This window comes from Pseudomonas sp. A-1 (genome assembly GCF_004801855.1).
Classification (GTDB): domain Bacteria; phylum Pseudomonadota; class Gammaproteobacteria; order Pseudomonadales; family Pseudomonadaceae; genus Geopseudomonas.
In genome coordinates, this window is sequence record NZ_SSTC01000048.1 from 1 (window position 1) to 23,471 (window position 23,471).

The window sequence follows — 23,471 nt, forward strand, 5'->3', positions numbered from 1 at the left end:
CTGCCCCGCCACCCGTCGAGCCTGCGCCTGCCGAAGCGCCGGAGAAGTCCCCGGCAGCGCCCGCCGAGCCGGCGCCGCCCGCCGTTGCTGCCGTGCGCCCGCCGCGCCCGGCGGCAGCTGCCAGGGTCGAGAAGCCGTTGCCTCTAGCGCCGCTGGATCTCAGCGTGCCCGGCGAGCTGCTGGAGCGCCTGCCGGGCGAGGATGGGCTGCCGCTGACCGAGCCGCAGCCCCTGCTGCCGCCGCTGTTCGGTGACAAGGTCGAGCAGCCGCAGTCCTTCGAGCTGGGGGGGAGGCTGATCACCAACGAGCGCGAGGCCGACGAGGACAGCTGGCATGCGGTGGAGGGCGCCGAGCTGGAGTTGCGTTTCCGCCGCTGAGCCAGCAGGCCGCGGCGGGGCTATTCGTCCTCGCCGTCCTCGCGGCGCGCCTTGGCCTCCAGTTCGGCGTTGCGCTCGCGCATGCGTTGCAGCTCCTCCTCGCTGAGGGGCATCTTGTCGGCGCTGTCGCGCAGCATCAGCAGGCTGCCGATCACGGCGCCGAAGGCCAGGGCCAGAAACAACCAGGCATACCAGGGCATGACGTTCTCCGCTCGGGAATGGGGATGCCTCCACCATAGCGCCGCCCCGCGCGGCTGTCTCGCTCCCTGTGCGCGGGCGCCCGCCGGGGCGGGCTTGCGCTACAATGCGCGGCGTTCCGACTTGCCGAGAGAGCCCCATGTCCTGCCAGACCCCGATCATCGTCGCCCTGGATTTCCCCAACCGTGAAGCCGCGCTGGCCCTGGCCGACCAGCTCGATCCGCAGCTGTGCCGGGTCAAGGTCGGCAAGGAGCTGTTCACCCGCTGCGGCCCGCAGATCGTCGAGACGCTGGCCGGCAAGGGCTTCGAGGTGTTCCTCGACCTGAAATTCCACGATATCCCCAACACCACGGCGATGGCGGTCAAGGCCGCCGCCGAGCTGGGCGTGTGGATGGTCAACGTGCACTGCTCCGGCGGCCTGCGCATGATGGCCGCCTGCCGCGAGACCCTGGATGCGCTCAGCGGCGCCAAGCCGCTGCTGATCGGCGTGACCGTGCTGACCAGCATGGAGCGCGGCGACCTGGCCGGCATCGGCCTCGACATCGAGCCGCAGGAGCAGGTGCTGCGCCTGGCCGCCCTGGCCGCCCAGGCTGGTCTCGACGGCCTGGTCTGTTCCGCCCAGGAAGCGCCGGCGCTCAAGGCCGCCCAGCCGCAGCTGCAGCTGGTCACTCCGGGCATCCGCCCGGCCGGCAGCGCCCAGGACGACCAGCGCCGCATCCTCACCCCGCGCCAGGCGCTGGATGCCGGCTCCGACTACCTGGTGATCGGCCGGCCGATCAGCCAGGCCGCCGACCCGGCTGCCGCCCTCGCCGCGGTGGTGGCCGAGCTGCGCGGCTGACCGGCAGCGCTCGCAGAGGCAGGCAGGGCGCGCGGCGATGAGCGACTACGACCCCTACCGTCCGCCTCGGGCGCCGCTGCTCGACCCGCACCTGCCGCCGGCCTTCGCCGGCGGCGACTGGAGCCGCGGCCAGTTGCGCGTGCTCGGCGCCCTGAGCCTGGGCTGCCTGTCCGGCCTGCTGGTACTGCTGCTGGTGGCGTTGTGGCGGCTGTTCAATCCGCAGCTGCCGCCGCTGCCCTTCGTTCACCTGCTCAGCCTGCTGCTGGTGCTGCTGTGGGGCTACCTGCTGCTGCGCCTCAGGGATCTGCTGGCGGCGCGCTACGGCCTGCACGGGCTGGGCCAGCCCCTGGCGCTGCAGATGCTGCTCGGCCTGCTGGCCAGCGGTCTTGGCGCGCTGCTCGACGAGCACGCGGCGGGGACCACGGAAAGCGCCCTGCAGCTGGGCTATTTCGTCCTGTCCGTCGCCCTGGGGCTCAGCCTGGTGTGGTTTGCCCTGCGCCTGCGGCGCATCCGCCAGCCCTGGCCGGCGCTGCGCCTGTTCGCCTGGCTGCTGCTGCTCGCCGGTTGCACGGCGGCCAGCGTGGTGCTGCTGGTGCCGGCGCTGCTGCTCGGCCTGGGCGCCGGGGCGGCGCTGGCCTGGGTGTTCTTCGCCGCCGCCGGCGAGCTGGCCGAGGCCGACGAAAAACCGGCCTGAGCGGCCGGTTCCGGTTCAGCGGATCAGGCTGAGGAATTCGCTGCGGGTCGCCGGGTTGTCGCGGAACTCGCCGAGCATCACCGAGCTGACCATCGCCGAGTTCTGCTTCTCCACCCCGCGCATCATCATGCACATGTGCCGGGCCTCGATCACCACCGCCACGCCGAGGGCGCCGGTGACTTCCTGCACCGCTTCGGCGATCTGCCGGGTGAGGTTCTCCTGGATCTGCAGGCGGCGGGCGAACATGTCGACGATGCGCGCCACCTTGGACAGGCCGAGCACCTTGCCGCTGGGGATGTAGGCCACATGGGCCTTGCCGATGAATGGCAGCAGGTGGTGCTCGCACAGCGAGTACAGCTCGATGTCCCTGACCAGCACCATCTCGCTGTTGTCGGAGCTGAACAGGGCGCCGTTGGTGACTTCCTCGAGGCTCTGCGCATAGCCGCGGCAGAGGTACTGCATGGCTTTGGCGGCGCGCTTGGGCGTGTCGCGCAGGCCTTCGCGCTCGACGTCCTCGCCGAGCAGGCCGAGGATCGCGGTGTAGTGCTGTTCCAGGGACATGGAATTTCCTGTGGTTGGGCAAAGGCGCGCAGGGTAGGGGGCTGCCCGGCCGCTGGCAAGTGTGCGGCGGCCGGCGGATGAGCCGTCTGCAGGCCGCCGATGCAGGCGGCTCATCGTCGGGCGCTATTCGTCGCGGCCTTCCAGCATGGTGCGCTTGAGCAGCACGTAGACCGCGCCGGTGCCGCCATGCTTGGCCAGGCAGGAGGTGAAGCCGAGCACCTGCGGGTGCTGGCGCAGCCAGGTGTTGACGTGGCTCTTGACCATCGGCCGGCGGCCGTCGGTGCGCGCCGCCTTGCCGTGGGTGATGCGCACGCAGCGCACCTCGAAGCGCGCCGCCTCGGCGAGGAAGTCCCACAGGGTGGCGCGCGCCGTCTCCACGCTCATGCCGTGCAGGTCGAGGCTGCCCTCGAAGGCGATCTGCCCGGCCTTGAGCTTGCGCATCTGGCCTTCCTGCACGCCGTCGCGCGCCCAGTACAGCTCGTCCTCGGCGCCGACGTCGATGACGAACAGGTCGGAAAGACCGTCGACCGTGGTGGTCTGCTGGGTGAGGATGGCGCTCTGCTGGCGCTGGGCGACCTGCTGGCGGTCGGCCTTCGGCTTGCCGGTGTCGGCGCGTTCCTCGACCCTGATGCGCTTGACCCCGCGCATCTCGCTGTGGAACAGGGAAAAATCGTCGTCTTGCATGCTGGTTCTCCGCGACAGACGCACGATTCTAACGGAACCGGCGCCTGCGCGGAGAGCCTGCCGCGCCTCAGGCGCCGAGCGCTGCGGCGTCGTCCACCACGGTGGCGAACAGGTCGGCCAGCGCGGCCAGTTCGACGCGGTGCAGGGTGGCGGCATCCACCAGGCTGCCGTCGACGCCCGGCAGGTCGCGGGTGGCACAGGCGGCGGCGACCACCGTGCTGCGATAGCCGAGATCCTTGGCGGCGCGTACCGTGGCGCTGACGCACATGTGGGTCATGAAGCCGACCACCACCAGCTCCTCGCGGCCCAGCTCGCGCAGCACGCGATCCAGCTCGCTGCGGGCGAAGGAGTTGGGCAGCGGCTTGCGCACCACTGCCTCGCCCGGCAGCGGGGTCAGCTCCTCGAAGATCTCGCCGCGCGGGCCTTCGGGGTCGAACAGGTAGCCGGGCACGCCGATGTGCTGCACGTGCACCACGGGTGCGCCGGCGGCGCGCGCGGCTTCCAGCAGGCGGTGGATCTGCGCGGCCGCGGCGTCGACGCCGGGCAGGCGCAGGTCGCCGCTGCGGTACTCGTTCTGCGCGTCGATGATCAGCAGGGTGGCCTGCCTGAGGTCGGCGGCCGGGTGGCTGCTGCCGGTCAGTTCGAACAGGGTCTTGGCGTCGCTCATGCTGTACTCCGGTAGGGGATGGACGCGACCATTGTGGGCATGACGGCGGCGGCGCTGAAGACGCAGGCTTGCCGCCCGGAAATGCATTTTTGCAGGGAGCCGCGATGGCCTTCGACTGGAACGACATTCCCGTGCTGCTGGCGCTGGAGCGCCACGGCACCCTGGCCGCGGCGGCGCGGGCGCTGGCGGTCAACCCGACCACCGTCAGCCGGCGCCTGCAGGCGGCCGAGCGGGCGCTGCAGGCGCGCCTGTTCCTGCGCGACAGCGGCCGCTACCGGCCGACGCCGGCCGGCGAGGTGCTGCTGCAGCGCGCCGCCGCCCTGCAGGGCGACGTGCAGGGCATGCTGCTGGCCGCCCGCGAGGAGGCGCAGAGCGTGGCCGGCAGCGTGCGCCTGACCTCGGTGGAGTTCCTCCTCGCCCACTGGCTGATTCCGCAGCTGCCCGAGCTGGCCGCGCGCCACCCGCAGCTCGACCTGCAGCTGCTGGGCGACAACCGCGACCTGTCCTTCACCCGCCACGAGGCCGACCTCGCCCTGCGCCTGGCGCGGCCGCAGCAGGATGCCGCGCTGGTGATGCGCAAGGTCGGCGAACTCGGCTACGCGGTGTACGGCGCCGAGCGCTTCGCCGCGGCGCGGACGGAGGACTGGCGCGGCCTGCCCTGGCTGGGCTACGCCGACAGCCTCGCCCAGCTGCCCGAGGCGCGCTGGCTGCAGCGGCTCGACCCGCAGGGCGGCCTGCGCCTGCGCGTCACCGCGGTGACCTCGCTGCAGCGCGCCTGCCAGGCCGGGCTCGGGCTGGCGCTGCTGCCCTGCCTGGTCGGCGAGGTGCCCGGATTGTTCCGGCTGTCCGGCGTCGAACTCAGCCGCGAGCTGTGGCTGCTGTGCCATCGCGACCTGCGCCAGACCCTGCGCTTTCGCGCGGTGGCCGACTGGCTGGCCGAGCGCGCGGCGGCCGATGCGTCGCGGCTGGCTGGCCTGCCGCAGGCGGCGGGAGAGCGCTGCGACTGAGTGGCGGCGGTGTTTCGGCTAGAATGCCCGCCCCATCACCGAGGATTCCCCCGCCATGAGCGCCACCCCGAGCCGCCTGCACAGCATCCGCGACCTGATCCGCTGGGGCGTCAGCCGTTTCCACGAGGCCGAGCTGTTCTTCGGCCACGGCACCGACAACGCCTGGGACGAGGCGCGCCAGCTGGTGCTCGGCGGCCTGCACCTGCCCTGGGACATGCCGGCCGACTACCTCGACTGCCGTTTGGAGGGCGACGAGCTGGACGCCGTGCGCGCCCTGCTGCAGCGGCGCATCGACGAGCGCATCCCGGCCGCCTACCTGCTCGGCGAGGCCTGGTTCTGCGGCCTGCCGTACTGCGTCGACGAGCGCGTGCTGGTGCCGCGCTCGCCGATCGCCGAGCTGATCGAGCGCCAGTTCTCTCCCTGGCTCGCGGCCACCCCGGCGCGCATCCTCGACCTGTGCACCGGCTCGGGCTGCATCGGCATCGCCTGTGCCCACGCCTTCCCCGAGGCCGAGGTGGTGCTCGCCGACCTGTCGTTCGATGCGCTGGAGGTGGCCAACCTCAACATCGAACGCCACGAGGTGGAGGAGCGCGTCTATACCGTGCAGGGCGACGGCTTCGGCGGCCTGCCGGGCCAGCGCTTCGACCTGATCGTCTCCAACCCGCCCTACGTCGACGCCGAGGACTTCGCCGACATGCCGGCCGAGTTCCACCACGAGCCGGCGATGGGCCTGGCCTGTGGCGAGGACGGTCTCGACCTGGTGCGCCGCATGCTCGCCGAGGCCGCCGACCACCTCACCGACGACGGCCTGCTGGTGGTCGAGGTGGGCAACAGCCAGGTGCACGTCGAGGCGGCCTACCCGGAGGTGGAGTTCACCTGGGTGGAGTTCGCCCGCGGCGGTCACGGCGTGTTCGTGCTCAGCGCCGAGCAGTGCCGCCGGCATCAGGCGCTGTTCCGTTCGCGCCTGGCGTCCTGAGCGTAGGGCGCTCTGCGCACCATCGGGAATGGTCATGTGGTGCGCGTGGCGCACCCTACGGGCTGATGAAGCGCGCCAGCCCCTCGACCAGCTCGACCGCCAGCGGCAGGCGCGGATCGTCGTAGCTGGCCAGCGGGCGGGCGCCGCTCGGCACGATGCGCAGCACATGGTCCATGCCCTCGACCAGCAGCAGCTGCGCCTCCGGCCTGGCCTGCTGGAGCAGCAGGGCTTCCTCTACGCCGACCTGGAAGTCGCGGGTGCCCTGCACGATCAGCGCCGGCACCGTCACCCGGGCGAAGGCCTCGGCCGGGCGCTGGCGCAGCAGCGAGATCAGGTAGGGCTGCACGCTCGGGCGCAGCAGCACGTGCAGCGCCGGGGTGACCTCGGCGGTCGGCCGGCCCTGCTCAAGGGCGGCGAGGACGCTCTCGGTTTCCGCCGCCAGCGTCGGCGGCAGGCGGCCCTCCAGCTGTTCGCGCAGCACCGTGCCCACCGGCCGGGCGACCCCGGCCAGGCTGACCAGCGCATCGGCGCCGGCCTCCGCCGTGGCCAGGCTGGCGATCAGCGCGCCCTCGCTGTGGCCGAGCAGGATCAGCCGGGAGAAGCGCGGGTCGCTCTTCAGCAACTGGCCCCAGGCCACTGCGTCGGCGACGTAGGCCGCCACGCTCAGCTCCTCCTCGCGCGGCGCCGCCGCCCGGCTGGCGGCCACGCCGCGCTTGTCGTAGCGCAGGCTGGCGATGCCGCGCCCGGCCAGTTCGCGGGCCAGCAGGCGCAGGCTGTCGTTGTGGCCGCCCTCGGGATTGTTGCCGTCGCGGTCGGTCGGCCCCGAGCCGGCGATCATCAGCACCACCGGCAGCGCGCCGTCGCGCTCGGGCAGGGTCAGGGTGCCGTGCAGGCTGCCGCCGGGCACCCGTAGCGCCATCGGCCATTGCAGGATGCGCGTCGGCGCTGCCTGGGCCAGGGCGGCAGCGAGCAGCAGCGTCAGCAGCAGGAACAGGCGGGGCATGCGAACTCCAGACGAGGGGCAGGGCGGGGCGCCGGCGTTTCCCCAGCGGGCGGGCGCTTGGGTATACTTTGCGCCCCCGAATTTCCCGCCGCGGAGCATCCTGCATGTCTGGCAATACTTACGGCAAGCTGTTCACCGTCACCACCGCCGGTGAAAGCCATGGTCCGGCGCTGGTCGCCATCGTCGACGGCTGCCCGCCCGGGCTGGAGCTGTCGCTGGACGACCTGCAGCGCGACCTCGACCGCCGCAAGCCCGGCACCAGCCGCCACACCACCCAGCGCCAGGAAGCCGACGAGGTGGAGATCCTCTCCGGCGTGTTCGAAGGCAAGACCACCGGCTGCCCGATCGGCCTGCTGATCCGCAACACCGACCAGAAGTCCAAGGACTACTCGGCGATCAAGGACCTGTTCCGCCCGGCCCACGCCGACTACACCTACCACCACAAGTACGGCATCCGCGACTACCGCGGCGGCGGCCGCAGTTCGGCGCGCGAGACCGCCATGCGCGTCGCCGCCGGCGCCATCGCCAAGAAGTACCTGGCCGGTCTCGGCATCAGCGTGCGCGGCTACATGAGCCAGCTCGGCCCGATCGAGATTCCGTTCAAGAGCTGGGACTCGGTGGAGCAGAACGCTTTCTTCAGCCCCGACCCGGACAAGGTGCCCGAGCTCGAGGCCTACATGGACCAGCTGCGCCGCGACCAGGATTCGGTCGGCGCGAAGATCACCGTGGTCGCCGAAGGCGTGCCGCCGGGCCTCGGCGAGCCGATCTTCGACCGCCTCGACGCCGAGCTGGCCCACGCGCTGATGAGCATCAACGCGGTCAAGGGCGTGGAGATCGGCGCCGGCTTCGCCTGCGTCGCCCAGCGCGGCACCGAGCACCGCGACGAGCTGACCCCGGAGGGCTTCCTGTCCAACCACGCCGGCGGCATCCTCGGCGGCATCTCCTCGGGCCAGCCGATCGTCGCCCACCTGGCGCTCAAGCCGACTTCGAGCATCACCACCCCCGGCCGCTCCATCGACATCGACGGCAACCCGGTGGAGGTGATCACCAAGGGCCGCCACGACCCCTGCGTCGGCATCCGCGCCACGCCGATCGCCGAGGCGATGATGGCCATCGTGCTGATGGACCACCTGCTGCGCCAGCGCGCGCAGAACGCCGAGGTGCGGGTCGGCACTCCGGTACTGCCGCAGCTGTGAGTCGCGCTGCCGGCCGGGCGCTGCCCTGCACGCCCCGGCCGGCAGCCGCCTGATCGATCATGTCCTCCGCCTTGCCTTACTGGCGCCTGTCCGGCTTCTACTTCAGCTACTTCGCCCTGCTCGGGGCGACGGCGCCGTTCCTCGCCCTGTATTTCCACCACCTCGGCTTTTCCGCGGCGCGCATCGGCGAGCTGGTGGCCATCCCCATGCTGATGCGCTGCGTGGCGCCCAACCTGTGGGGCTGGTTGGGCGACGTCACCGGCCGGCGCCTGTTGATCGTGCGCCTCGGCGCGCTGCTCACCCTGCTCAGCTTCGCCAGCATCTTCTACCGCCAGGACTACGCCTGGCTGGCGCTGGTGATGGCCATGCACGCCTTCTTCTGGCACGCCGTGCTGCCGCAGTTCGAGGTCATCACCCTGGCGCACCTGCGCGAGCAGGCGGCGCGCTACAGCCAGGTGCGGCTGTGGGGCTCGATCGGCTTCATCTGCACCGTGGTCGGACTCGGCGCGCTGTTCGAGCGGGTCAGCCTGGACGCCTATCCCTGGGCGGTGACCGCCATCATGCTGGCCATCGCGGTCAGCAGCCTGTGGATTCCCAACGCCCAGCCGCAGGGCCACGCCAGCGACGGCGGGCGCGGTGGCTTCCTGCAGCAGCTGCGCCGCCCCGGCGTGCCGGCGTTCTACGCCGCGGTGGCGCTGATGCTGCTCAGCCACGGCCCGTACTACACCTTCATCACCCTGCACCTGGAGAGCCTCGGCTACAGCCGCACCCAGATCGGCTGGCTGTGGGCGCTCGGCGTGGTCGCCGAGATCCTCGTGTTCCTGGTGATGGCGCGCCTGCTGGCGCGCTTCTCGGTGCGCCAGGTGCTGCTCGCCAGCCTGCTTCTGGCAGTGCTGCGCTGGCTGCTGCTGGGCAATCTGGCCGGCTACTGGCCGGTGCTGCTGCTGGCGCAGGTGATGCACGCCGCCACCTTCGGCAGCTTCCATGCCGCCGCCATCCACTTCGTCCGTCACAGCTTCGCCGCCCGCCAGCAGGGCCAGGGCCAGGCGCTGTACGCCGCGCTGTCCGGCGTCGGCGGCGCGCTCGGCGCGCTGTACGCCGGCTACAGCTGGAACAGCCTGGGCCCGGCCTGGACCTTCGCCCTGGCCAGTCTGGCGGCCCTGGCGGCTGCCGCTATCATCGCCCTGCGCCTGCGTGAGCCGGCGCAGGCTTCCTGAATCACCGATCCTCGAGACTCCCCGATGACCGACAAGCGCGAACTCCTCACCCGGCAGATCATCGAGGCCGGCCGCTTCCTCTACGGCCGCGGCTGGTCGCCGGCCACCAGCAGCAACTACTCGGCGCGCCTGGCCGCCGACCAGGCGCTGCTCACCGTGTCCGGCAAGCACAAGGGGCAACTGACCGAGAACGATGTGCTGGCCACCGACCTGGCCGGCAACAGCCTGGAGCCGGGCAAGAAGCCCTCGGCCGAGACCCTGCTGCACACCCAGCTGTACGCCTGGCGCGCCGAGATCGGCGCGGTGCTGCACACCCACTCGGTGAACGCCACCGTGCTGTCGCGCCTGACCCCCGGTGACCGCCTGCTGCTCGAGGACTACGAGCTGCAGAAGGCCTTCGCCGGGGTGACCACCCACGAGGGCCAGGTACTGGTGCCGATCTTCGACAACGACCAGGACATCGCCCGCCTGGCCGGCCAGGTGCAGCAATGGCTGGATACGCATCCGGACTGCGTGGGCTACCTGATCCGCGGCCACGGCCTTTACACTTGGGGCCCGCAGATGAGCGATGCGCTGCGCCAGATCGAGGCCTTCGAATTCCTCTTCGAATGCGAACTGAAGACCCGCCAGGTGCTGGGTCGCTGAACGAGCCGATTCAACAAGGAACCGCCCATGAGCCGCCTGAGTGTCTACCACGAGTCCACCCCCAGCCACCCGGACAAGGTGCTGACCCACGCCGAGGACATCGTCGCCACCCTGGCCGAGGTCGGCGTGCGCTTCGAGCGCTGGCAGGCCAGTGCGCCCATCGCTCCCGGCGCCAGCCAGGTCGAGGTGATCGCCGCCTACCGCCACGAGATCGACAAGCTGATGAGCGAGCAGGGTTACGTCACCGTCGACGTTATCAGCCTGGACCGCACCCACCCGCAGAAGGCCGAGCTGCGCGCCAAGTTCCTCGATGAGCACACCCACTGCGAGGACGAGGTGCGCTTCTTCGTCGCCGGCCGCGGCCTGTTCACCCTGCATGTCGGCGAGTACGTCTACGCGGTGCTGTGCGAGAAGAACGACCTGATCTCGGTGCCGGCCGGCACCCGGCACTGGTTCGACATGGGCGAGGAGCCGCACTTCGTCGCCATCCGCCTGTTCAACAACCCCGAGGGCTGGGTGGCCAAGTTCACCGGCGACCCGATCGCCAAGTCCTTCCCGGGGCTGGAGGACTGACGGTGCCTATCAAGACCATCCTCACCGACATCGAGGGCACCACCAGCGCGGTCAGCTTCGTCTTCGACGTGCTGTTCCCCTTCGCCGTGAAGCACCTGCCGGACTTCGTCCGCGCGCAGGCCGAGGCGCCGGCGGTGGCCGCCCAGCTGGAGGCTGTGCGCGCCGAGAGCGGCGAGCCTGACGCCGACGTCGAGCGGGTCATCGCCATCCTGCTGGAGTGGATCGCCGCCGACCGCAAGGCCACTCCGCTCAAGGCCCTGCAGGGCATGGTCTGGGAGCAGGGCTACCGCGCCGGCCAGCTCAAGGGCCACGTCTACCCGGATGCGGTGGAGGCGCTGCGCCAGTGGCATGCCGAAGGCTACGCCCTGTACGTGTATTCCTCCGGCTCGATCCAGGCGCAGCGGCTGATCTTCGGCTGTTCCGAGGCGGGCGACCTGACCCCGCTGTTCTCCGGCTACTTCGATACCACCAGCGGCGGCAAGCGCGAGGCGGCGTCCTACGCGCGCATCGCCGCCGCCATCGGCCAGCCGGCCGGCGAGATCCTGTTCCTCTCCGACGTGGTGCAGGAGCTGGACGCCGCCCACGAAGCCGGCATGGCCACCTGCGGCCTGGCCCGCGACGGCGGCGATCTGGCCGGTCACCCGACCGTGGCGAGCTTCGCCGCCATCGAGCCGGCGCGCTTCTGAAGCCGTCAGGCGGCCCGGCGCACGGGCCGCCTGCCACGCGGCGGTCATGCCGCAAGGCCACACTCAAGCCAGTGACGGCAGCTTCCGGAGCGGCCGTTTCCGGCTAGAATTTCTTTTATCTTCAACAGGTTACAAGGAACACGCGGATGAGCGACTACATCGAGACACTCTACGAGGGCTACGGCCAGCGCTTCCAGATCGACCGCATGCTGCATGAAGTGCGCACCGAGCATCAGCATCTGGTGATCTTCGAGAACGCACGCATGGGCCGGGTGATGGCGCTGGACGGCGTGATCCAGACCACCGAGGCCGACGAGTTCATCTACCACGAGATGCTCACCCACGTGCCGATCCTCGCCCACGGCCTGGCCCGGCGCGTGCTGATCATCGGCGGCGGCGACGGCGGCATGCTGCGTGAGGTGGCCAAGCACGCCAGCGTCGAGCACATCACCATGGTCGAAATCGACGGCACCGTGGTCGACATGTGCAAGCAGTTCCTGCCCAACCACTCCAAGGGCGCCTTCGACGATCCGCGCCTGAACCTGGTGATCGACGACGGCATGCGCTTCGTCGCCACCACCGAGGAGAAGTTCGACGTGATCATCTCCGACTCCACCGACCCGATCGGTCCGGGCGAGGTGCTGTTCTCGGAGAACTTCTACCAGGCCTGCCGCCGCTGCCTGAACGACGGCGGCATCCTGGTCACCCAGAACGGCACGCCGTTCATGCAGCTGTCCGAAGTGCAGACCACCGCCGGGCGCATGCACGGCCTGTTCGCCGACTGGCACTTCTACATGGCCGCGGTGCCGACCTACATCGGCGGCTCGATGACCTTCGCCTGGGGCAGCACCAACCCCGAGTACCGCAAGCTGTCGCTGGAAACCCTGCGCCAGCGTTTCGCCGGCAGCGGCATCGTCACCCGCTACTACAACGCCGACATCCATCAGGGCGCCTTCGCCCTGCCGCAGTACGTGCTGCAAGCGATCCACAAGCCGAGCAACGACTGACGTCCGGACGCGACAAAAGAGAAGGGGCCCGATCAGGGCCCCTTCTCGTTTCCGGACGGGTTGCTGCCGTCGCTTGCTGACTGTGCGTTGGCCATGCCTCGCATTGCCGAGGGTTCAGGCCCGGGAGACGGCTGGCTTCCCGGTGGGCCGATGGTCACGCCGCCTTGGCCGTTTCAGCCTCCAGAGGTGGCGTACCTTCTTTCATCCCCTGCATGATCTGGTTGCGGAACTCCGGCGTGTCTGCGTAACCGTGCACGGTGCGGCCGTGCTCGACAACGGCTTCCAGCAGTTCTTCCCTGGTGTCGGCAGCCAGTGCCACTGTGCACTTCACGTCGCCCGGATGACTCCGGCAATCGATGTAGTACCTGGACATGATGGCGCCCTCCAGATTGCTAGGGCTGACACCTGTTCCCTTTCGGGAGCAGGGCCTGGAGTCGGCAATTCCGGCCTTGTTGTTGTTGGGTCCAGAAACATCCGACTCTGATTTGAGTATAGGTCGCCCACCGGGACCGCCAGGGATCGGCGCGGGTTTTCCGCCGAGCGGTCGCCTGCTCAGGGCTGGCAGGCGGCCAGCTCGGCCATCAGCGCCTGCACCAGTTCGGCGGCCGGCAGGCGGCGCGCCATGGCCGCGCCCTGGCCGGCCCACAGCGACAGGTATTCGCTGTGCCCCTGGCGCAGCGCCGCCTGGCGGATGTCGCCGGTCAGCGCGTTCTGCACCGGGTAGGCCGGCACCTGTTGTTCCTCGGCGGCGAAGCGGTGCATGAACTCGTTGGCGATGCCGCGCGCAAGGCGCCCGGAGAAGGCGCGGGTCAGTCGCGTGCTGTCGTCGCCGGCGGCGAGGATCGCCTCTTTCCAGATGGACGGAATGCCCGACTCCGGGCAGCACAGGAAGGCGGTGCCGAGCTGCGCGGCCTGGGCGCCGAGCAGCAGGCTGGCGGCGATGCCGCGGCCGTCCATCAGGCCGCCGGCCGCCACCACCGGGATGTCGACCGCCGCCGCCACCTGCGGCAGCAGGGCCATCAGGCCGATGCACGACTGCTGCGGGTCGCCGAGGAAGCTGCCGCGGTGTCCACCGGCCTCGCAGCCCTGGGCGCACACCAGGTCGGCGCCGACCGCCTGCCAGGCGCGCGCCTCGGCCACCGTGGTGGCGGTGCCCATCACCAGGCTGCCGGCGGCGTGGAAGCGCGCCACGCTGGCGGCGTCGAGGATGCCGAAGGTGAAGCTGACCAGCGGCGGCGCCAGCTCCAGCAGGGTCTCGATCTGCGCGCGGTTGTCCTCGCAGAAGCGCGCCGGCCGGCCGCCGGGCGGCAGACCCAGTTCGGTGCGCAGCGGATCGAGGCGCGCCTGGGCGGCGGCGACTTCGGCGTCGCTGGGCGCCGGCTCGTCGAGGATGAACAGGTTGACGTTGAACGGCCGGTCGGTGAGCTGGCGCACCCGCGCCACGCCTTCGCGGATCGCCGCCGGCGCCAGGGTGGCGGCGGCGAAGGAGCCCAGCGCACCGGCGTTGCTGACCGCGGCGACCAGCTCCGGGGTGGTCGCGCCGCCGGCCATGGGTGCCTGGATCAGCGGATGGCGGACGCCGACGAGGGTGGTGAGGGCGTTGTCGATGGAGGGCATCGCGGGGCTTCCTGCACTGGAACGGGGCTCCAGTCTGCCCTCAATGCAGCGGCCTGACCATATACACCGCCGGCACGCCGTAGGAGTCGAGGTTGCGCTGCTGGCTGTGCTCCAGCTCGCGGGTGGTCGCATAGCCCAGGCGGCTCCAGAACGCCTGGGAGTCCTGTACCGAAACCAGCGCGGAATATTTCAGGCGGCTGGCGCGGCCGTGTTCCAGCAGGCGCTGCACCAGCGCGGGGCCTATGCCGCGCCCGGCCGCGCGGCGGCTCACCGCCAGGTCGTGCAGGTACAGGCAGTCGGATGCCTCGGGCTCGGCGAAGACGCCGTCCAGCGGCGTCACCTTGCCGGCGCGCGAGCGATAGCCGAACAGGTAGGCGCACACGCCTTCGGCATCCTCGGCGCCCCAGGCCAGCTCGGGGAAGCTCGCCAGGCGCTGGCGGATGATCTCGGCGCTTTCCAGCAGCGCTTCGGCATAGGACTCGGCCTGGATGGCCAGTACGGCGGCAATGTCGGGTTCGCCCAGCGGGCGCAGTCGGAAGGTCATGGGGCAATCGGGGACGCGGTGGATCGGGGAGGGCGCCGTGGCGAGCGCAATCACACCACGGCGCCGGCATTATCCCAGATCGACGCGCGCTCTGCCCGTGGCTCAGTAGTCCAGGCGCGCGCCCTGCGTGCGGCCATGCACGGTGACCAGGTCGTAGGTGCGCTCCTCGTCCTTGTAGCGCTCGACGATGTGATGGGCCAGCCGGTTGGCGGCAGCGATCAGGCGCGTGCAGTCGGGCATCGCCGGCATCGCTTGCAACTGGCGGTCTACCTCCTGGGCAGCCTGTCGGCCGTAGTGGTGGTGACCCAGTTCGTGCTGTCTCAGCGCGACCAGATAGCGCTGGAACTGTTCCTGCTGGCGGGCGCTGGCGTTATCGAGGCGCGGCAGCTGGATGGTGGTATCCAGGGTGGTGGAAACCCGGGCGATCCTGCAGGCCCCGTCGGTGTCCTTGTCCCAGCGGTATTGCCAGCTGATTCGCCAGGTAGTGTAGGCATGGAAGGTCTTGCCCTTGTGGCGGATCGGCGAGCTGTTGGCGAGCAGCTTGGACAGCGACTGCCTGCCGTTGGCCTCGACCCTGTAGTCTGTGTAGCTGAGGCTTTCGCTGACCTCGGCGACGGCATCGGCGGCGAGGAGGGCGAGCGACAGGGCGAAAATGATGAGGGACTGACGAGCAACCGAATCCTTGTGCTCCCGACATGCACTGGTGCAATGCAGGGTATGCATGTTGAGTATTCCCAGCAGGTTTCAGATAGATAAGTTCCCTCCCGTCGGCAGCAGTTTTCCTTGCGCAAGAAACATCGGCTGGATCAACTTGTCTGGCTGGTTTCTTGTGTCTGCAGTCTTGAAGCTAGCAAAGGGGGGAATTGCCGCTATTTGCCGGATATATGAAATTACGAAATTTCGGAATGGATCGTTTATTTGGAGTGGGTGGTCAGTCGAAGATCTGGCGGCAGCAATTTGAATGGCGCCCCGGGTTCCCGACGGCCACCGTGGATGCCCTGTGCCGCCGGGCCTGCGTCGCGAGAGCCTTGCGCGCATGTCCGTGCTGCCGAGCGTGCGGCTAGAGGCCGCCGCCACGCTCCTTCCGGATCCTGGCAATCGGCTGCGCGGCGGCCGGATACTGCGCTTGCGGCATGTCGCTGCGGGTTTGTGGAAGTTTCCTGCCTGCCGCAATTGCGGTTTTCTGGCGCTTCGGCGAGATGTTTTTCTGTCGTATTCGGATGTGCCCGAATGAGCGTTTGAATGTCGGCGTTCGATAGCGGCTTAAATGGGAAATGTCGGTGTTCGTTGTGCGGTGCATCCCTGTGGTGGACGCTGTCGCCCGGTAACGGCCGGGTGGGATGGGAGGCATGGCGTGCAGCGCAGGATTTGGCAGGATGGCTATGCAGCCGGCGGGGTTTGGGGCTAGTCTGGATTGGCTGTGGATTTTCTCCTGGTGATGAACAATCGAGGAGTGCGGGCAATGGCTACGATCGCTCCACACGATATCAGCAGCACCGTTTTGCGCCGGATGAAGGAGGGCGGCTTCGACTTTGCCCGAGCTCATCCGATCGAGTTCTATGCAATCTTTCCCGACGAGGAACGGGCAAGACAGGCCGCCAGCAGTTTTCGCGGCGAATCGCTGAACGCCCAGGTCGTCGAGCGCGATGGCGCCTGGCACCTGCAGGTGAGCAAGGTGATGTATGCCACCCATGCCGGCATCGACGATTTCGAGCATGTCCTGCAGGTGCTGGTGGCACCCCTGGGGGGCGTGCTGGACGGCTGGGGCGTCACCCAGGAAGTGGGGGAGCCGCCACGCTGAGCGGCTGCGTGCGTTCACCCGACGCCCCTTGCAGCCGCTGCTGCAAGGGGGTTAATTATTCATACGATCACGGTTGGTGCAGCGAGGCGACGAGGCTGCCTCCTTTTGAAGCGCCGACACCGAGAGCATGGAAAGCGCCTGCTGCCTTTTGGAGCACAGCCTGCAGCGATTAACGCCAAGCTCTTGATTTACAAGGAATTATAAAATTGGCGCGGCCCTTGCAGGGTACGTGTCACGTGGCACAACAGGGAGCCCGCGAGCATGGTTCGCAGCACGTACGACGAGATGTATGACGCCCAGGGCGATTGCCGGGCGCACTATCAGGCCTTTGCCCGCTGGCTGGCGGCCACGCCGGCCGAGCAACTGGAACGGCGCCGACGAGAGGCCGATCTGCTATTCCACCGTGCCGGCATCACCTTCACCCTTTACGGCGACGAGCAGGGCACCGAGCGCCTGATCCCCTTCGATACCATCCCCCGCAGCATCCCGGCCCGCGAGTGGCAGCAGGTCGAGCGCGGCTGCATCCAGCGCGTGCGTGCGCTGAACATGTTCCTCACCGACCTCTACCACGACCAGCGCATCGTCAAGGCCGGGATCATCCCCGCCGAGCAGGTGCTGGCCAACGAAGGCTACCAGATGGCCATGCAGGGCCTCGACCTGCCGCACAACCTCTACGCGCACATCGCCGGGGTGGATCTGGTGCGCGACGGCGACGGCACCTACTACGTGCTGGAAGACAATCTGCGCACCCCCAGCGGCGTTTCCTACATGCTGGAAAACCGCAAGATGATGATGCGCCTGTTCCCCGAGCTGTTCGCCGGCCAGCGCATCGCCCCGGTCAACCACTATCCGAACCTGCTGCTGGACACCCTTAAGAGTTCCAGCCTGGTCGACAACCCCAGCGTTGTGGTGCTCACCCCCGGCCGCTACAACAGCGCCTATTTCGAGCACGCCTTCCTCGCCCGCGAGATGGGCGTCGAACTGGTCGAGGGCGCCGACCTGTTCGTGCGCGACGAACGCGTGTTCATGCGCACCACCGGCGGTCCGCAGCCGGTGGACGTGATCTACCGGCGCATCGACGACGCCTTCCTCGATCCGCTGGCCTTCAATCCCGACTCCATGCTCGGCGTGCCCGGCCTGCTGGCGGCCTATCGCAGCGGCAACGTGGTGCTGGCCAACGCCATCGGCACCGGCGTGGCCGACGACAAGTCGATCTATCCCTACGTGCCGGAGATGATCCGCTTCTATCTGGACGAGGAGCCGATCCTCGCCAACGTGCCGACCTGGCAGTGCCGCAAGCCGGCCGAGCTGTCCCACGTGCTGGCCAACCTCGAGCAACTGGTGGTCAAGGAAACCCAGGGCTCCGGCGGCTACGGCATGCTGGTCGGCCCGGCCGCCAGCCAGGCCGAGATCGAGGCCTTCCGTGCCCGCCTCAAGGCCAACCCGGCGGCCTACATCGCCCAGCCGACCCTCAGCCTGTCGACCTGTCCGACCTTCGTCGACAGCGGCATCGCCCCGCGCCATATCGACCTGCGCCCGTTCGTGCTGTCCGGCCAGCAGGTGCGCCTGGTGCCCGGCGGCCTGACCCGCGTGGCCCTGCGCGAGGGCTCCCTGGTGGTGAACTCGTCGCAGGGCGGCGGCACCAAGGACACCTGGGTGGTCGAGGAGCCGACCGCCACCGAATCCCGCGAAGTCTGAGGCGAGGAAAGTCATGCTGAGTCGTACTGCTGCCGATCTGTACTGGATGTCGCGCTATCTGGAGCGCGCGGAAAACATGGCGCGGATGCTGGATGTCAGCCATTCGCTGTCGCTGATGCCGCAGGGCGGCCGTGGCGACGGCCTGGAAGAGCTGGCCATGCCGCTGCTGATCACCGGCACCCTGGACGCCTACCTCGAGCGCCATGGCGAACTGGACGCCGAGCGCATCCTGCACTTCTTCGCCCTCGACGCCGACAACCCGGCCAGCCTCTACAGCTGCCTGCGCGCGGCGCGCACCAACGCCCACGCGGTGCGCGGGCGGATCACCGCGGACATCTGGGAGAACATCAACGCCACCTGGCTGGAGATGCGCCACATCGCCGGCCAGTCGCCGGCCAACTTCAGCGCCAGCCAGTTCTGCGAGTGGGTCAAGGAGCGCTCGCACCTGTTCCGCGGGGCCACCGAAGGGACCCTGATGCGCGGCAACGCCTGGCGCTTCATCCGTCTGGGCACCTACCTCGAGCGCGCCGACAACACCCTGCGCCTGCTCGATGCGCGCAACCAGCTGATGGGCGATGCGCCGTCCTGCCCGTCCACCGCACGCGACTACTACCAGTGGAGCGCCCTGCTGCGCGCGCTGTCCGCCTACGAGGCGCACGCCGCCCTCTATCGCGGCTCGCCCAAGCAGGCCCAGGTCGCCGAGCTGCTGCTGCTGCGTGCCGAAGTGCCGCGCTCGCTGCGCAGCTGCATCGCCGCCCTCAGCCAGATCCTCGGCGAGGTTCCCGGCACCAACGGCCGTCCGGCCCAGCGCATGGCCGCCGAACTGGAGGCGCGCCTGCGCTTCACCGGCATCGAGGAGGTGCTCGAGGAAGGCCTCAAGGCGTGGATCCACGACTACATCCTGCTGGTCCGCCAGCTGGGCAACGCCATCCACAGTGCTTACCTGGAGGCTGTATGAGGCTCGCCATCCACCACGACACCACCTATCGCTACGCCGATCCGGTGCGCGCCAGCGTCCAGTACCTGCGCCTCACGCCCCAGGACAGCACGCGCCAGCGCGTGCTCGACTGGCAGCTGGAGCTGCCGCGGGCGGCCAACATCCAGCGCGACGGCAACGGCAACATCCTCCATGTGCTGACCCTCGACGGTCCGCACCAGGCCATCGTCATCGGCGCCCACGGCCACGTGGAGATCGACGAGCGCTGCGACAGCGAGGCGGACGCCGCCTCGCCGCTGCCCTACCTGCGCAGCACCCGGCTGACCGCGGCCGACGCCGTGCTGCGCGACTTCGCCCGCCAGTGCTGCGGCGCGCACCGCGACCGCGCGGCGCTGAGCGCGCTGATGGAGGCGCTGTACCAGCGCATGCCGTTCACCCCGGGCGCCACCGGCGTGGAGACCAGCGCTGCACAGGCCTTCGCCCTCGGCGCCGGCGTGTGTCAGGACCACACCCACGTGTTCCTCGCCTGCGCACGCAGCCTGGGCGTGCCGGCCCGCTACGTGTCCGGCTACCTGTGCACCGCCGACAGCCGCCACCTGGCCAGCCACGCCTGGGCCGAGGCCTGGCTCAACGGCGCCTGGTACAGCTTCGACGTCACCCACCGCCTGGCACGACCCGAGCGCCACATCAAGCTGGCGGTCGGCCTCGACTACCTCGACGCCTGCCCGGTGCGCGGCATGTGCCGGGGTGGCGGCCAGGAGCAGATGCACGCGCGGCTGCGCGTCGAGCTGCTGCAGAACCAGTGAATCCCGCGGCGGCTCCTCGGCGGAGCCGCTCCCTCGCTCAGCGTCGCCGGCGCCAGCGGCCGAGCAGCCACTTCTCCATCTCCACCAGCAGCATCACCGCCAACCCGGCGGCGATCACCAGGGCCCAGCCGCGGCCATCCGGACTGGCGGTGCCGAACAGCGCCTGCAGCGGCGGCCAGCAGCTGAACGCCAGCTGCAGCGCCGACACCAGCAGCACCATGGCCCAGATCATCGGATTGTCGCGCACGCCGAAGGCGGCCGGCGCGCTCAGCCGGCGCGCGCAGAACAGGTAGCCGATCTCGCCGGCCACCAGGGCGTTGACCGCCAGGGTGCGGCTCAGCTCCAGCGACAGGCCGAGCTGCTGGGCATGCAGGAACAGCCCCAGGCTGGCCGCGGTCAGCAGCGCCCCGACCAGCAGCAGGCGCCACAGCATGTGGCCGGACAGCAGCGAGGCTGCCGGATCGCGCGGCGGGCGGCGCATCAGGTCGCCCTCGGGCGGCTCGAAGGCCAGCGCCATCGCCAGGGTCACGGCGGTGACCATGTTGACCCAGAGGATCTGCAGCGGGGTGATCGGCAGGGTCAGGCCGAGGGCGATGGCGGCCAGCAGCACCAGCGACTGGCCGCCGTTGGTGGGCAGGATGAACAGGATCGACTTCTTCAGGTTGTCGTAGACCGTGCGCCCTTCGGCCACTGCGTGGGCGAGGGTGGCGAAGTTGTCGTCGGCCAGCACCATCTGCGCGGCCTCCTTGGCCGCCTCGGTGCCCTTGATGCCCATGGCGATGCCGATGTCGGCGCGCTTGAGCGCCGGCGCATCGTTGACCCCGTCGCCGGTCATCGCCACCCGCGCGCCGCGCGCCTGCAGGCGTTCGACCAGGCGCAGCTTGTGCGCTGGGTTGGTGCGGGCGAATACCGCCGTTCCGGCCAGGCGCGTGTCCAGTTCGGCATCGTCCATGCGGTCCAGTTCGGCGCCGGTCAGCGGCGGGCCGTCGGCCAGCCCCAGGCGCGTGGCGATGGCCGCGGCGGTCGCGGCATGATCACCGGTGATCATCTTCACCGCGATGCCCGCGCTGCGGCACTCGGCGATGGCGGCGATGGCCTCGGCACGCGGCGGGTCGAGCATGCCGACCAGGCCGAGGAGGATGAAGTCGCCTTGCAGGTCGGCGTAGTCCAGCTCGCTCCGCGGTGCCGCCAGCGGGCGCATGGCCAGACCGATCATGCGCAGGCCGTGGGCGGCGCCCTGCTCGATGCGGGCATGCCAGGCCCGCGGGTCGAGCGGTTCGGCGCTGCCGTCGTGCCACTGGCGGTTGCACAGCTCGAGCAGCCGCTCCGGTGCGCCGAACAGGTAGATCAGCCCGTGGCCGGCATGGTCGTGGTGCAGGCTGGCGGTGCAGCGCAGTTCGGGGCTGAAGGGAATGGCGTCGACCCGCGGCAGGCGCGCCAGTTCCGCGCCGTCACTGAGGCCGAGCTTGCCGGCGAGGGTCAGCAGTGCGGCCTCGGTGGGATCGCCGCTGATGTGCCAGCCCTCGCTGCCCTGGTGCAGGCTGGCGCCGTTGGCCAGCAGGCCGGCGCGGGCCAGCTCCAGCAGGTCGGGCGCCTGGTGCGGTTCGATGACCAGCCCCTCGCGGGTGAGGTTGCCGCTGGGTTCGTAGCCGACGCCCTGGATGGCGTAGCTGTGCGCGGCGGTGAACACCTGCTGCACGGTCATCTCGTTGCGGGTCAGGGTGCCGGTCTTGTCCGAGCAGATCACCGTCACCGCACCGAGGCTCTCCACCGCCGGCAGGCGGCGGACGATCGCCCGCTGGCGGGCCATGCGCTGCACGCCGAGGGCGAGGACGATGGTCAGCACCGCCGGCAGGCCCTCGGGAATCGCCGCCACCGCCAGGCCCACGGCGGCCATCAGCATCTCGTCGCCGGAGTAGCCGCGCAGGAACACGCCGACGAGGAAGGTGAAGCCGGCGAGCAGCAGGATGATCAGGGTGAGCTGGCGGGCGAAGCGCTGCATGTCGTCGAGCAGCGGGGTACGCAGGCTCTCCACGCTGCCGAGCAGGTGGCTGATGTGGCCGAGCTCGGTGTCGCCGCCGGTGGCCACCACCACGCCGCAACCGTTGCCGGCGCTGACCAGGGTGCCGGAGAAGGCCAGGCAGCTGCGGTCGCCGAGACTGGCGGCGGCCTCGACCGCGGCCACCTGCTTGCTGGCCGGCAGCGATTCGCCGGTGAGCATCGCCTCGTCGATGCGCAGGTCGCGGCACTCGAGCAGGCGCAGGTCGGCCGGCACGCGGTCGCCGGCCTCGAGCAGGACGATGTCGCCGGGCACCAGCTGCTCGGCCGGCAGCAGGGCGCTCAGGCCGCCGCGGCGGGTGCGGCTGTCGAGGGTGAGCAGCTGGCGGATCGAGCGCATGGCCTGTTCCGCCTTGCCCTCCTGGATGAAGCCGACCAGGGCGTTGATCAGCACCACGCCGACGATCACCAGGCAGTCCAGCCACTCGCCGAGCAGGCCCACCAGCACGGCGGAGCCCAGCAGCACGTAGATCAGCAGGTTGTGGAACTGGCGCAGCAGGCGTTGCAGCCAGCCCGGGCCGCGCACTTCCGGCAGGCGGTTGGGGCCGTGCGCGGCCAGGCGCCTGGCGGCTTCCGCGGCGCTCAGGCCGCTGCTGCGGCTGTCCAGCTGCTGCAGGCACTGCTCGGGGCTCTGCGCGTGCCAGTCCTGTGGCGTTGCCGGCATGACCGTCTCCTTGTGCTCGCCGCCCGGGTGACGCGACCGGGGGCCGCTACCTCTGGATTGTACGTGCTTCAGCCGTTGGCGACCTGCTCGCGGACATAGGGCTCCAGCAGGTCCTGCATGCTGTAGAAGCCGCGTTCGCGGCTGAGCAGGTTGCGGGCGGCGAACAGCACGCCGTTGCCGAAGGCTTCGCGGGCGATCGACTCGTGGCTCAGGCGCACGGTCTGATAGGGGAAGCCGAAGAGGATCTCGTGACGGCCGACGATGCCGCCGGCGCGGATCGACTTGATGTCCTCGGCCGACTTGTCGAGGGTCTCGGCGATCACCCTGGCGGTGCCGGAGGTCTCCGGCTTGGCGGCGAAGTGCTCCTCGATGATCTCGATGTCGGCCTCGGGAGCGATCTGCTTGAGGATCTTCGCCGCGAGGATCAGGAAGTTGATGCCGAGGGTGATGTTCGGCGACCACAGCACGCGGGTGTGCTCGCCCAGCGTGCGCAGCTGCGCGACGCGCTCCTCGGGGTACTGGGATATGGCGCTGATCACCGCGATGCCGCGTGCGCGCGCCTCTTCTGCATAGAGGTCGAGGCCGTCGTGGCCGGAGAAGTCGATGATCACGTCGACCGGCTGGCGGTCGAGCAGATCGCGCATGGCGATCTCGTCATGGCCGAAGATCATCGCCGGGTTGTCGGTGTCGATGTCCAGGTACTGTGCGGCGGAGCGTCTCTCCGGATTCGCCGAACCGCGGATCACCCACTCCAGGGTGGTGTCGCTGCTGTGCAGCAGCACGGAGGCGACGGACTTGCCCGTACGCCCGAAACCAATCAAGCCAACCTTCAATTTCCACATCCTCGAGTGTCTGGTTGTTGTTGTCCGAATACGCCTTCTCCCGGGGAAAATAACTGCGCGTTCAATGCCCTGTGCGGCCGTCGAGGCGGACGAACCGCGGCCCGACCTTAACCCAGGGCGGCGCGTCCGGTCCACGCATGGGGGCGCTCCGAGCCTGCCCGCGGCATGTGACGAA

At 69.8% G+C, this 23,471-nt stretch carries 26 protein-coding genes; 15 read left to right on the forward strand and 11 right to left on the reverse strand.

Annotated features, from left to right (window positions below; genetic code table 11):
• Window positions 1-377 (forward strand): hypothetical protein (locus E5198_RS12595; protein ID WP_136490345.1); only part of this gene is annotated, 377 nt, incomplete at its 5' end.
• A 20-nt stretch (window positions 378-397) separates the two neighbouring features.
• On the opposite strand, the gene E5198_RS12600 is transcribed toward E5198_RS12595, so the two are convergent.
• The gene (locus E5198_RS12600) at window positions 398-577 is read right to left on the reverse strand and encodes a DUF2897 family protein (protein ID WP_136490346.1); all 180 of its coding nucleotides are present in this window, start codon (window positions 575-577) and stop codon (window positions 398-400) included.
• A gap of 137 nt (window positions 578-714) precedes the next feature.
• Here E5198_RS12600 and pyrF point away from each other — a divergent pair, with 137 nt between their 5' ends.
• Window positions 715-1,413: an orotidine-5'-phosphate decarboxylase gene (gene pyrF / locus E5198_RS12605; protein WP_136490347.1), complete on the forward strand. Its 699-nt coding sequence runs from the start codon at window positions 715-717 to the stop codon at window positions 1,411-1,413.
• Window positions 1,414-1,450: 37 nt separating this feature from the next.
• Window positions 1,451-2,107, forward strand: a complete 657-nt coding sequence (locus E5198_RS12610) for a hypothetical protein (protein WP_136490348.1) — start codon at window positions 1,451-1,453, stop codon at window positions 2,105-2,107.
• 15 nt (window positions 2,108-2,122) lie between these two features.
• Here the strand turns inward: E5198_RS12610 and folE are convergent, their stop codons facing one another.
• The 3 genes from folE to E5198_RS12625 all read right to left on the reverse strand — a co-directional run bounded on the left by folE (window position 2,123) and on the right by E5198_RS12625 (window position 4,019).
• Window positions 2,123-2,668, reverse strand: coding sequence for a GTP cyclohydrolase I FolE (folE, locus tag E5198_RS12615; RefSeq protein WP_136490349.1), 546 nt, complete (start codon window positions 2,666-2,668; stop codon window positions 2,123-2,125).
• A 123-nt stretch (window positions 2,669-2,791) separates the two neighbouring features.
• On the reverse strand, window positions 2,792-3,352 hold the full coding sequence (locus E5198_RS12620) for a Smr/MutS family protein (RefSeq protein ID WP_136490350.1): 561 nt from the start codon (window positions 3,350-3,352) through the stop codon (window positions 2,792-2,794).
• A 67-nt stretch (window positions 3,353-3,419) separates the two neighbouring features.
• The gene (locus tag E5198_RS12625) at window positions 3,420-4,019 is read right to left on the reverse strand and encodes a cysteine hydrolase family protein (RefSeq protein WP_136490351.1); all 600 of its coding nucleotides are present in this window, start codon (window positions 4,017-4,019) and stop codon (window positions 3,420-3,422) included.
• 104 nt (window positions 4,020-4,123) lie between these two features.
• On the opposite strand from E5198_RS12625, the gene E5198_RS12630 reads away from it, so the two are divergent.
• Together E5198_RS12630 and prmB are read left to right on the forward strand one after the other, a co-directional pair.
• Complete coding sequence (locus E5198_RS12630; RefSeq protein WP_136490352.1) at window positions 4,124-5,026, forward strand: LysR family transcriptional regulator; 903 nt, start codon at window positions 4,124-4,126, stop codon at window positions 5,024-5,026.
• A 55-nt stretch (window positions 5,027-5,081) separates the two neighbouring features.
• Window positions 5,082-6,002, forward strand: coding sequence for a 50S ribosomal protein L3 N(5)-glutamine methyltransferase (prmB, locus tag E5198_RS12635; RefSeq protein WP_136490353.1), 921 nt, complete (start codon window positions 5,082-5,084; stop codon window positions 6,000-6,002).
• A 55-nt stretch (window positions 6,003-6,057) separates the two neighbouring features.
• Here prmB and E5198_RS12640 read toward each other — a convergent pair whose 3' ends face one another.
• Complete coding sequence (locus E5198_RS12640) at window positions 6,058-7,005, reverse strand: S9 family peptidase (RefSeq protein WP_136490354.1); 948 nt, start codon at window positions 7,003-7,005, stop codon at window positions 6,058-6,060.
• A 104-nt stretch (window positions 7,006-7,109) separates the two neighbouring features.
• Here E5198_RS12640 and aroC point away from each other — a divergent pair, with 104 nt between their 5' ends.
• The 6 genes from aroC to speE all read left to right on the forward strand — a co-directional run bounded on the left by aroC (window position 7,110) and on the right by speE (window position 12,329).
• Window positions 7,110-8,201, forward strand: coding sequence for a chorismate synthase (gene aroC / locus E5198_RS12645; protein WP_136490355.1), 1,092 nt, complete (start codon window positions 7,110-7,112; stop codon window positions 8,199-8,201).
• 59 nt (window positions 8,202-8,260) lie between these two features.
• Window positions 8,261-9,418: an MFS transporter gene (locus tag E5198_RS12650; protein WP_136490356.1), complete on the forward strand. Its 1,158-nt coding sequence runs from the start codon at window positions 8,261-8,263 to the stop codon at window positions 9,416-9,418.
• Between the two features lie 24 nt (window positions 9,419-9,442).
• The gene (locus E5198_RS12655) at window positions 9,443-10,063 is read left to right on the forward strand and encodes a methylthioribulose 1-phosphate dehydratase (protein ID WP_136490357.1); all 621 of its coding nucleotides are present in this window, start codon (window positions 9,443-9,445) and stop codon (window positions 10,061-10,063) included.
• Between the two features lie 27 nt (window positions 10,064-10,090).
• Window positions 10,091-10,636, forward strand: a complete 546-nt coding sequence (locus E5198_RS12660; RefSeq protein ID WP_136490358.1) for an acireductone dioxygenase — start codon at window positions 10,091-10,093, stop codon at window positions 10,634-10,636.
• Window positions 10,637-10,638: 2 nt separating this feature from the next.
• On the forward strand, window positions 10,639-11,322 hold the full coding sequence (gene mtnC / locus E5198_RS12665; protein ID WP_136490359.1) for an acireductone synthase: 684 nt from the start codon (window positions 10,639-10,641) through the stop codon (window positions 11,320-11,322).
• Between the two features lie 146 nt (window positions 11,323-11,468).
• A complete protein-coding gene (gene speE, locus E5198_RS12670) occupies window positions 11,469-12,329 on the forward strand; it encodes a polyamine aminopropyltransferase (RefSeq protein ID WP_136490360.1) in 861 nt (286 codons plus the stop codon).
• 154 nt (window positions 12,330-12,483) lie between these two features.
• On the opposite strand, the gene E5198_RS12675 is transcribed toward speE, so the two are convergent.
• From E5198_RS12675 to E5198_RS12690, 4 genes are all read right to left on the reverse strand, one after another.
• The gene (locus tag E5198_RS12675) at window positions 12,484-12,702 is read right to left on the reverse strand and encodes a DUF1059 domain-containing protein (RefSeq protein WP_136490361.1); all 219 of its coding nucleotides are present in this window, start codon (window positions 12,700-12,702) and stop codon (window positions 12,484-12,486) included.
• Window positions 12,703-12,881: 179 nt separating this feature from the next.
• Window positions 12,882-13,946, reverse strand: coding sequence for a nitronate monooxygenase family protein (locus E5198_RS12680; protein ID WP_136490362.1), 1,065 nt, complete (start codon window positions 13,944-13,946; stop codon window positions 12,882-12,884).
• A gap of 40 nt (window positions 13,947-13,986) precedes the next feature.
• Entirely contained in the window at window positions 13,987-14,469 is a 483-nt protein-coding gene (locus E5198_RS12685; protein ID WP_136490377.1) for a GNAT family N-acetyltransferase, read from the reverse strand.
• Between the two features lie 123 nt (window positions 14,470-14,592).
• Window positions 14,593-15,213, reverse strand: a complete 621-nt coding sequence (locus tag E5198_RS12690) for a DUF922 domain-containing protein (RefSeq protein WP_136490363.1) — start codon at window positions 15,211-15,213, stop codon at window positions 14,593-14,595.
• Window positions 15,214-15,952: 739 nt separating this feature from the next.
• Here E5198_RS12690 and E5198_RS12695 point away from each other — a divergent pair.
• The 4 genes from E5198_RS12695 (at window position 15,953) to E5198_RS12710 (ending at window position 19,732) form a co-directional block, all read left to right on the forward strand.
• Window positions 15,953-16,291 (forward strand): ribonuclease E inhibitor RraB, encoded by a 339-nt coding sequence (locus E5198_RS12695; protein ID WP_136490364.1) that lies wholly within the window; start codon window positions 15,953-15,955, stop codon window positions 16,289-16,291.
• A 261-nt stretch (window positions 16,292-16,552) separates the two neighbouring features.
• A complete protein-coding gene (locus E5198_RS12700; RefSeq protein ID WP_136490365.1) occupies window positions 16,553-17,989 on the forward strand; it encodes a circularly permuted type 2 ATP-grasp protein in 1,437 nt (478 codons plus the stop codon).
• Window positions 17,990-18,002: 13 nt separating this feature from the next.
• Window positions 18,003-18,947, forward strand: coding sequence for an alpha-E domain-containing protein (locus E5198_RS12705; RefSeq protein WP_136490366.1), 945 nt, complete (start codon window positions 18,003-18,005; stop codon window positions 18,945-18,947).
• Window positions 18,944-19,732 carry a transglutaminase family protein gene (locus tag E5198_RS12710; protein ID WP_136490367.1) on the forward strand — a complete coding sequence of 263 codons (789 nt, stop codon included), beginning with the start codon at window positions 18,944-18,946 and terminating at the stop codon, window positions 19,730-19,732. Before E5198_RS12705 ends, E5198_RS12710 begins: the two co-directional genes overlap by 4 nt.
• A 37-nt stretch (window positions 19,733-19,769) precedes the next feature.
• Here the strand turns inward: E5198_RS12710 and E5198_RS12715 are convergent, their stop codons facing one another.
• Window positions 19,770-22,454 (reverse strand): HAD-IC family P-type ATPase, encoded by a 2,685-nt coding sequence (locus E5198_RS12715; RefSeq protein ID WP_136490368.1) that lies wholly within the window; start codon window positions 22,452-22,454, stop codon window positions 19,770-19,772.
• A 68-nt stretch (window positions 22,455-22,522) separates the two neighbouring features.
• A complete protein-coding gene (locus tag E5198_RS12720; RefSeq protein ID WP_136490369.1) occupies window positions 22,523-23,287 on the reverse strand; it encodes a 4-hydroxy-tetrahydrodipicolinate reductase in 765 nt (254 codons plus the stop codon).
• Window positions 23,288-23,471 lie beyond the last annotated feature (184 nt).

Bases quoted from the DNA above. Each gene is read 5' to 3' on its own strand.
- E5198_RS12600 (WP_136490346.1), bottom strand. From the start codon at position 577: ATGCCCTGGTATGCCTGGTTGTTTCTGGCCCTGGCCTTCGGCGCCGTG.
- pyrF (WP_136490347.1), top strand. From the start codon at position 715: ATGTCCTGCCAGACCCCGATCATCGTCGCCCTGGATTTCCCCAACCGT.
- E5198_RS12610 (WP_136490348.1), top strand. From the start codon at position 1,451: ATGAGCGACTACGACCCCTACCGTCCGCCTCGGGCGCCGCTGCTCGAC.
- folE (WP_136490349.1), bottom strand. From the start codon at position 2,668: ATGTCCCTGGAACAGCACTACACCGCGATCCTCGGCCTGCTCGGCGAG.
- E5198_RS12620 (WP_136490350.1), bottom strand. From the start codon at position 3,352: ATGCAAGACGACGATTTTTCCCTGTTCCACAGCGAGATGCGCGGGGTC.
- E5198_RS12625 (WP_136490351.1), bottom strand. From the start codon at position 4,019: ATGAGCGACGCCAAGACCCTGTTCGAACTGACCGGCAGCAGCCACCCG.
- E5198_RS12630 (WP_136490352.1), top strand. From the start codon at position 4,124: ATGGCCTTCGACTGGAACGACATTCCCGTGCTGCTGGCGCTGGAGCGC.
- prmB (WP_136490353.1), top strand. From the start codon at position 5,082: ATGAGCGCCACCCCGAGCCGCCTGCACAGCATCCGCGACCTGATCCGC.
- E5198_RS12640 (WP_136490354.1), bottom strand. From the start codon at position 7,005: ATGCCCCGCCTGTTCCTGCTGCTGACGCTGCTGCTCGCTGCCGCCCTG.
- aroC (WP_136490355.1), top strand. From the start codon at position 7,110: ATGTCTGGCAATACTTACGGCAAGCTGTTCACCGTCACCACCGCCGGT.
- E5198_RS12650 (WP_136490356.1), top strand. From the start codon at position 8,261: ATGTCCTCCGCCTTGCCTTACTGGCGCCTGTCCGGCTTCTACTTCAGC.
- E5198_RS12655 (WP_136490357.1), top strand. From the start codon at position 9,443: ATGACCGACAAGCGCGAACTCCTCACCCGGCAGATCATCGAGGCCGGC.
- E5198_RS12660 (WP_136490358.1), top strand. From the start codon at position 10,091: ATGAGCCGCCTGAGTGTCTACCACGAGTCCACCCCCAGCCACCCGGAC.
- speE (WP_136490360.1), top strand. From the start codon at position 11,469: ATGAGCGACTACATCGAGACACTCTACGAGGGCTACGGCCAGCGCTTC.
- E5198_RS12675 (WP_136490361.1), bottom strand. From the start codon at position 12,702: ATGTCCAGGTACTACATCGATTGCCGGAGTCATCCGGGCGACGTGAAG.
- E5198_RS12680 (WP_136490362.1), bottom strand. From the start codon at position 13,946: ATGCCCTCCATCGACAACGCCCTCACCACCCTCGTCGGCGTCCGCCAT.
- E5198_RS12690 (WP_136490363.1), bottom strand. From the start codon at position 15,213: ATGCATACCCTGCATTGCACCAGTGCATGTCGGGAGCACAAGGATTCG.
- E5198_RS12695 (WP_136490364.1), top strand. From the start codon at position 15,953: ATGGCTACGATCGCTCCACACGATATCAGCAGCACCGTTTTGCGCCGG.
- E5198_RS12700 (WP_136490365.1), top strand. From the start codon at position 16,553: ATGGTTCGCAGCACGTACGACGAGATGTATGACGCCCAGGGCGATTGC.
- E5198_RS12705 (WP_136490366.1), top strand. From the start codon at position 18,003: ATGCTGAGTCGTACTGCTGCCGATCTGTACTGGATGTCGCGCTATCTG.
- E5198_RS12710 (WP_136490367.1), top strand. From the start codon at position 18,944: ATGAGGCTCGCCATCCACCACGACACCACCTATCGCTACGCCGATCCG.
- E5198_RS12715 (WP_136490368.1), bottom strand. From the start codon at position 22,454: ATGCCGGCAACGCCACAGGACTGGCACGCGCAGAGCCCCGAGCAGTGC.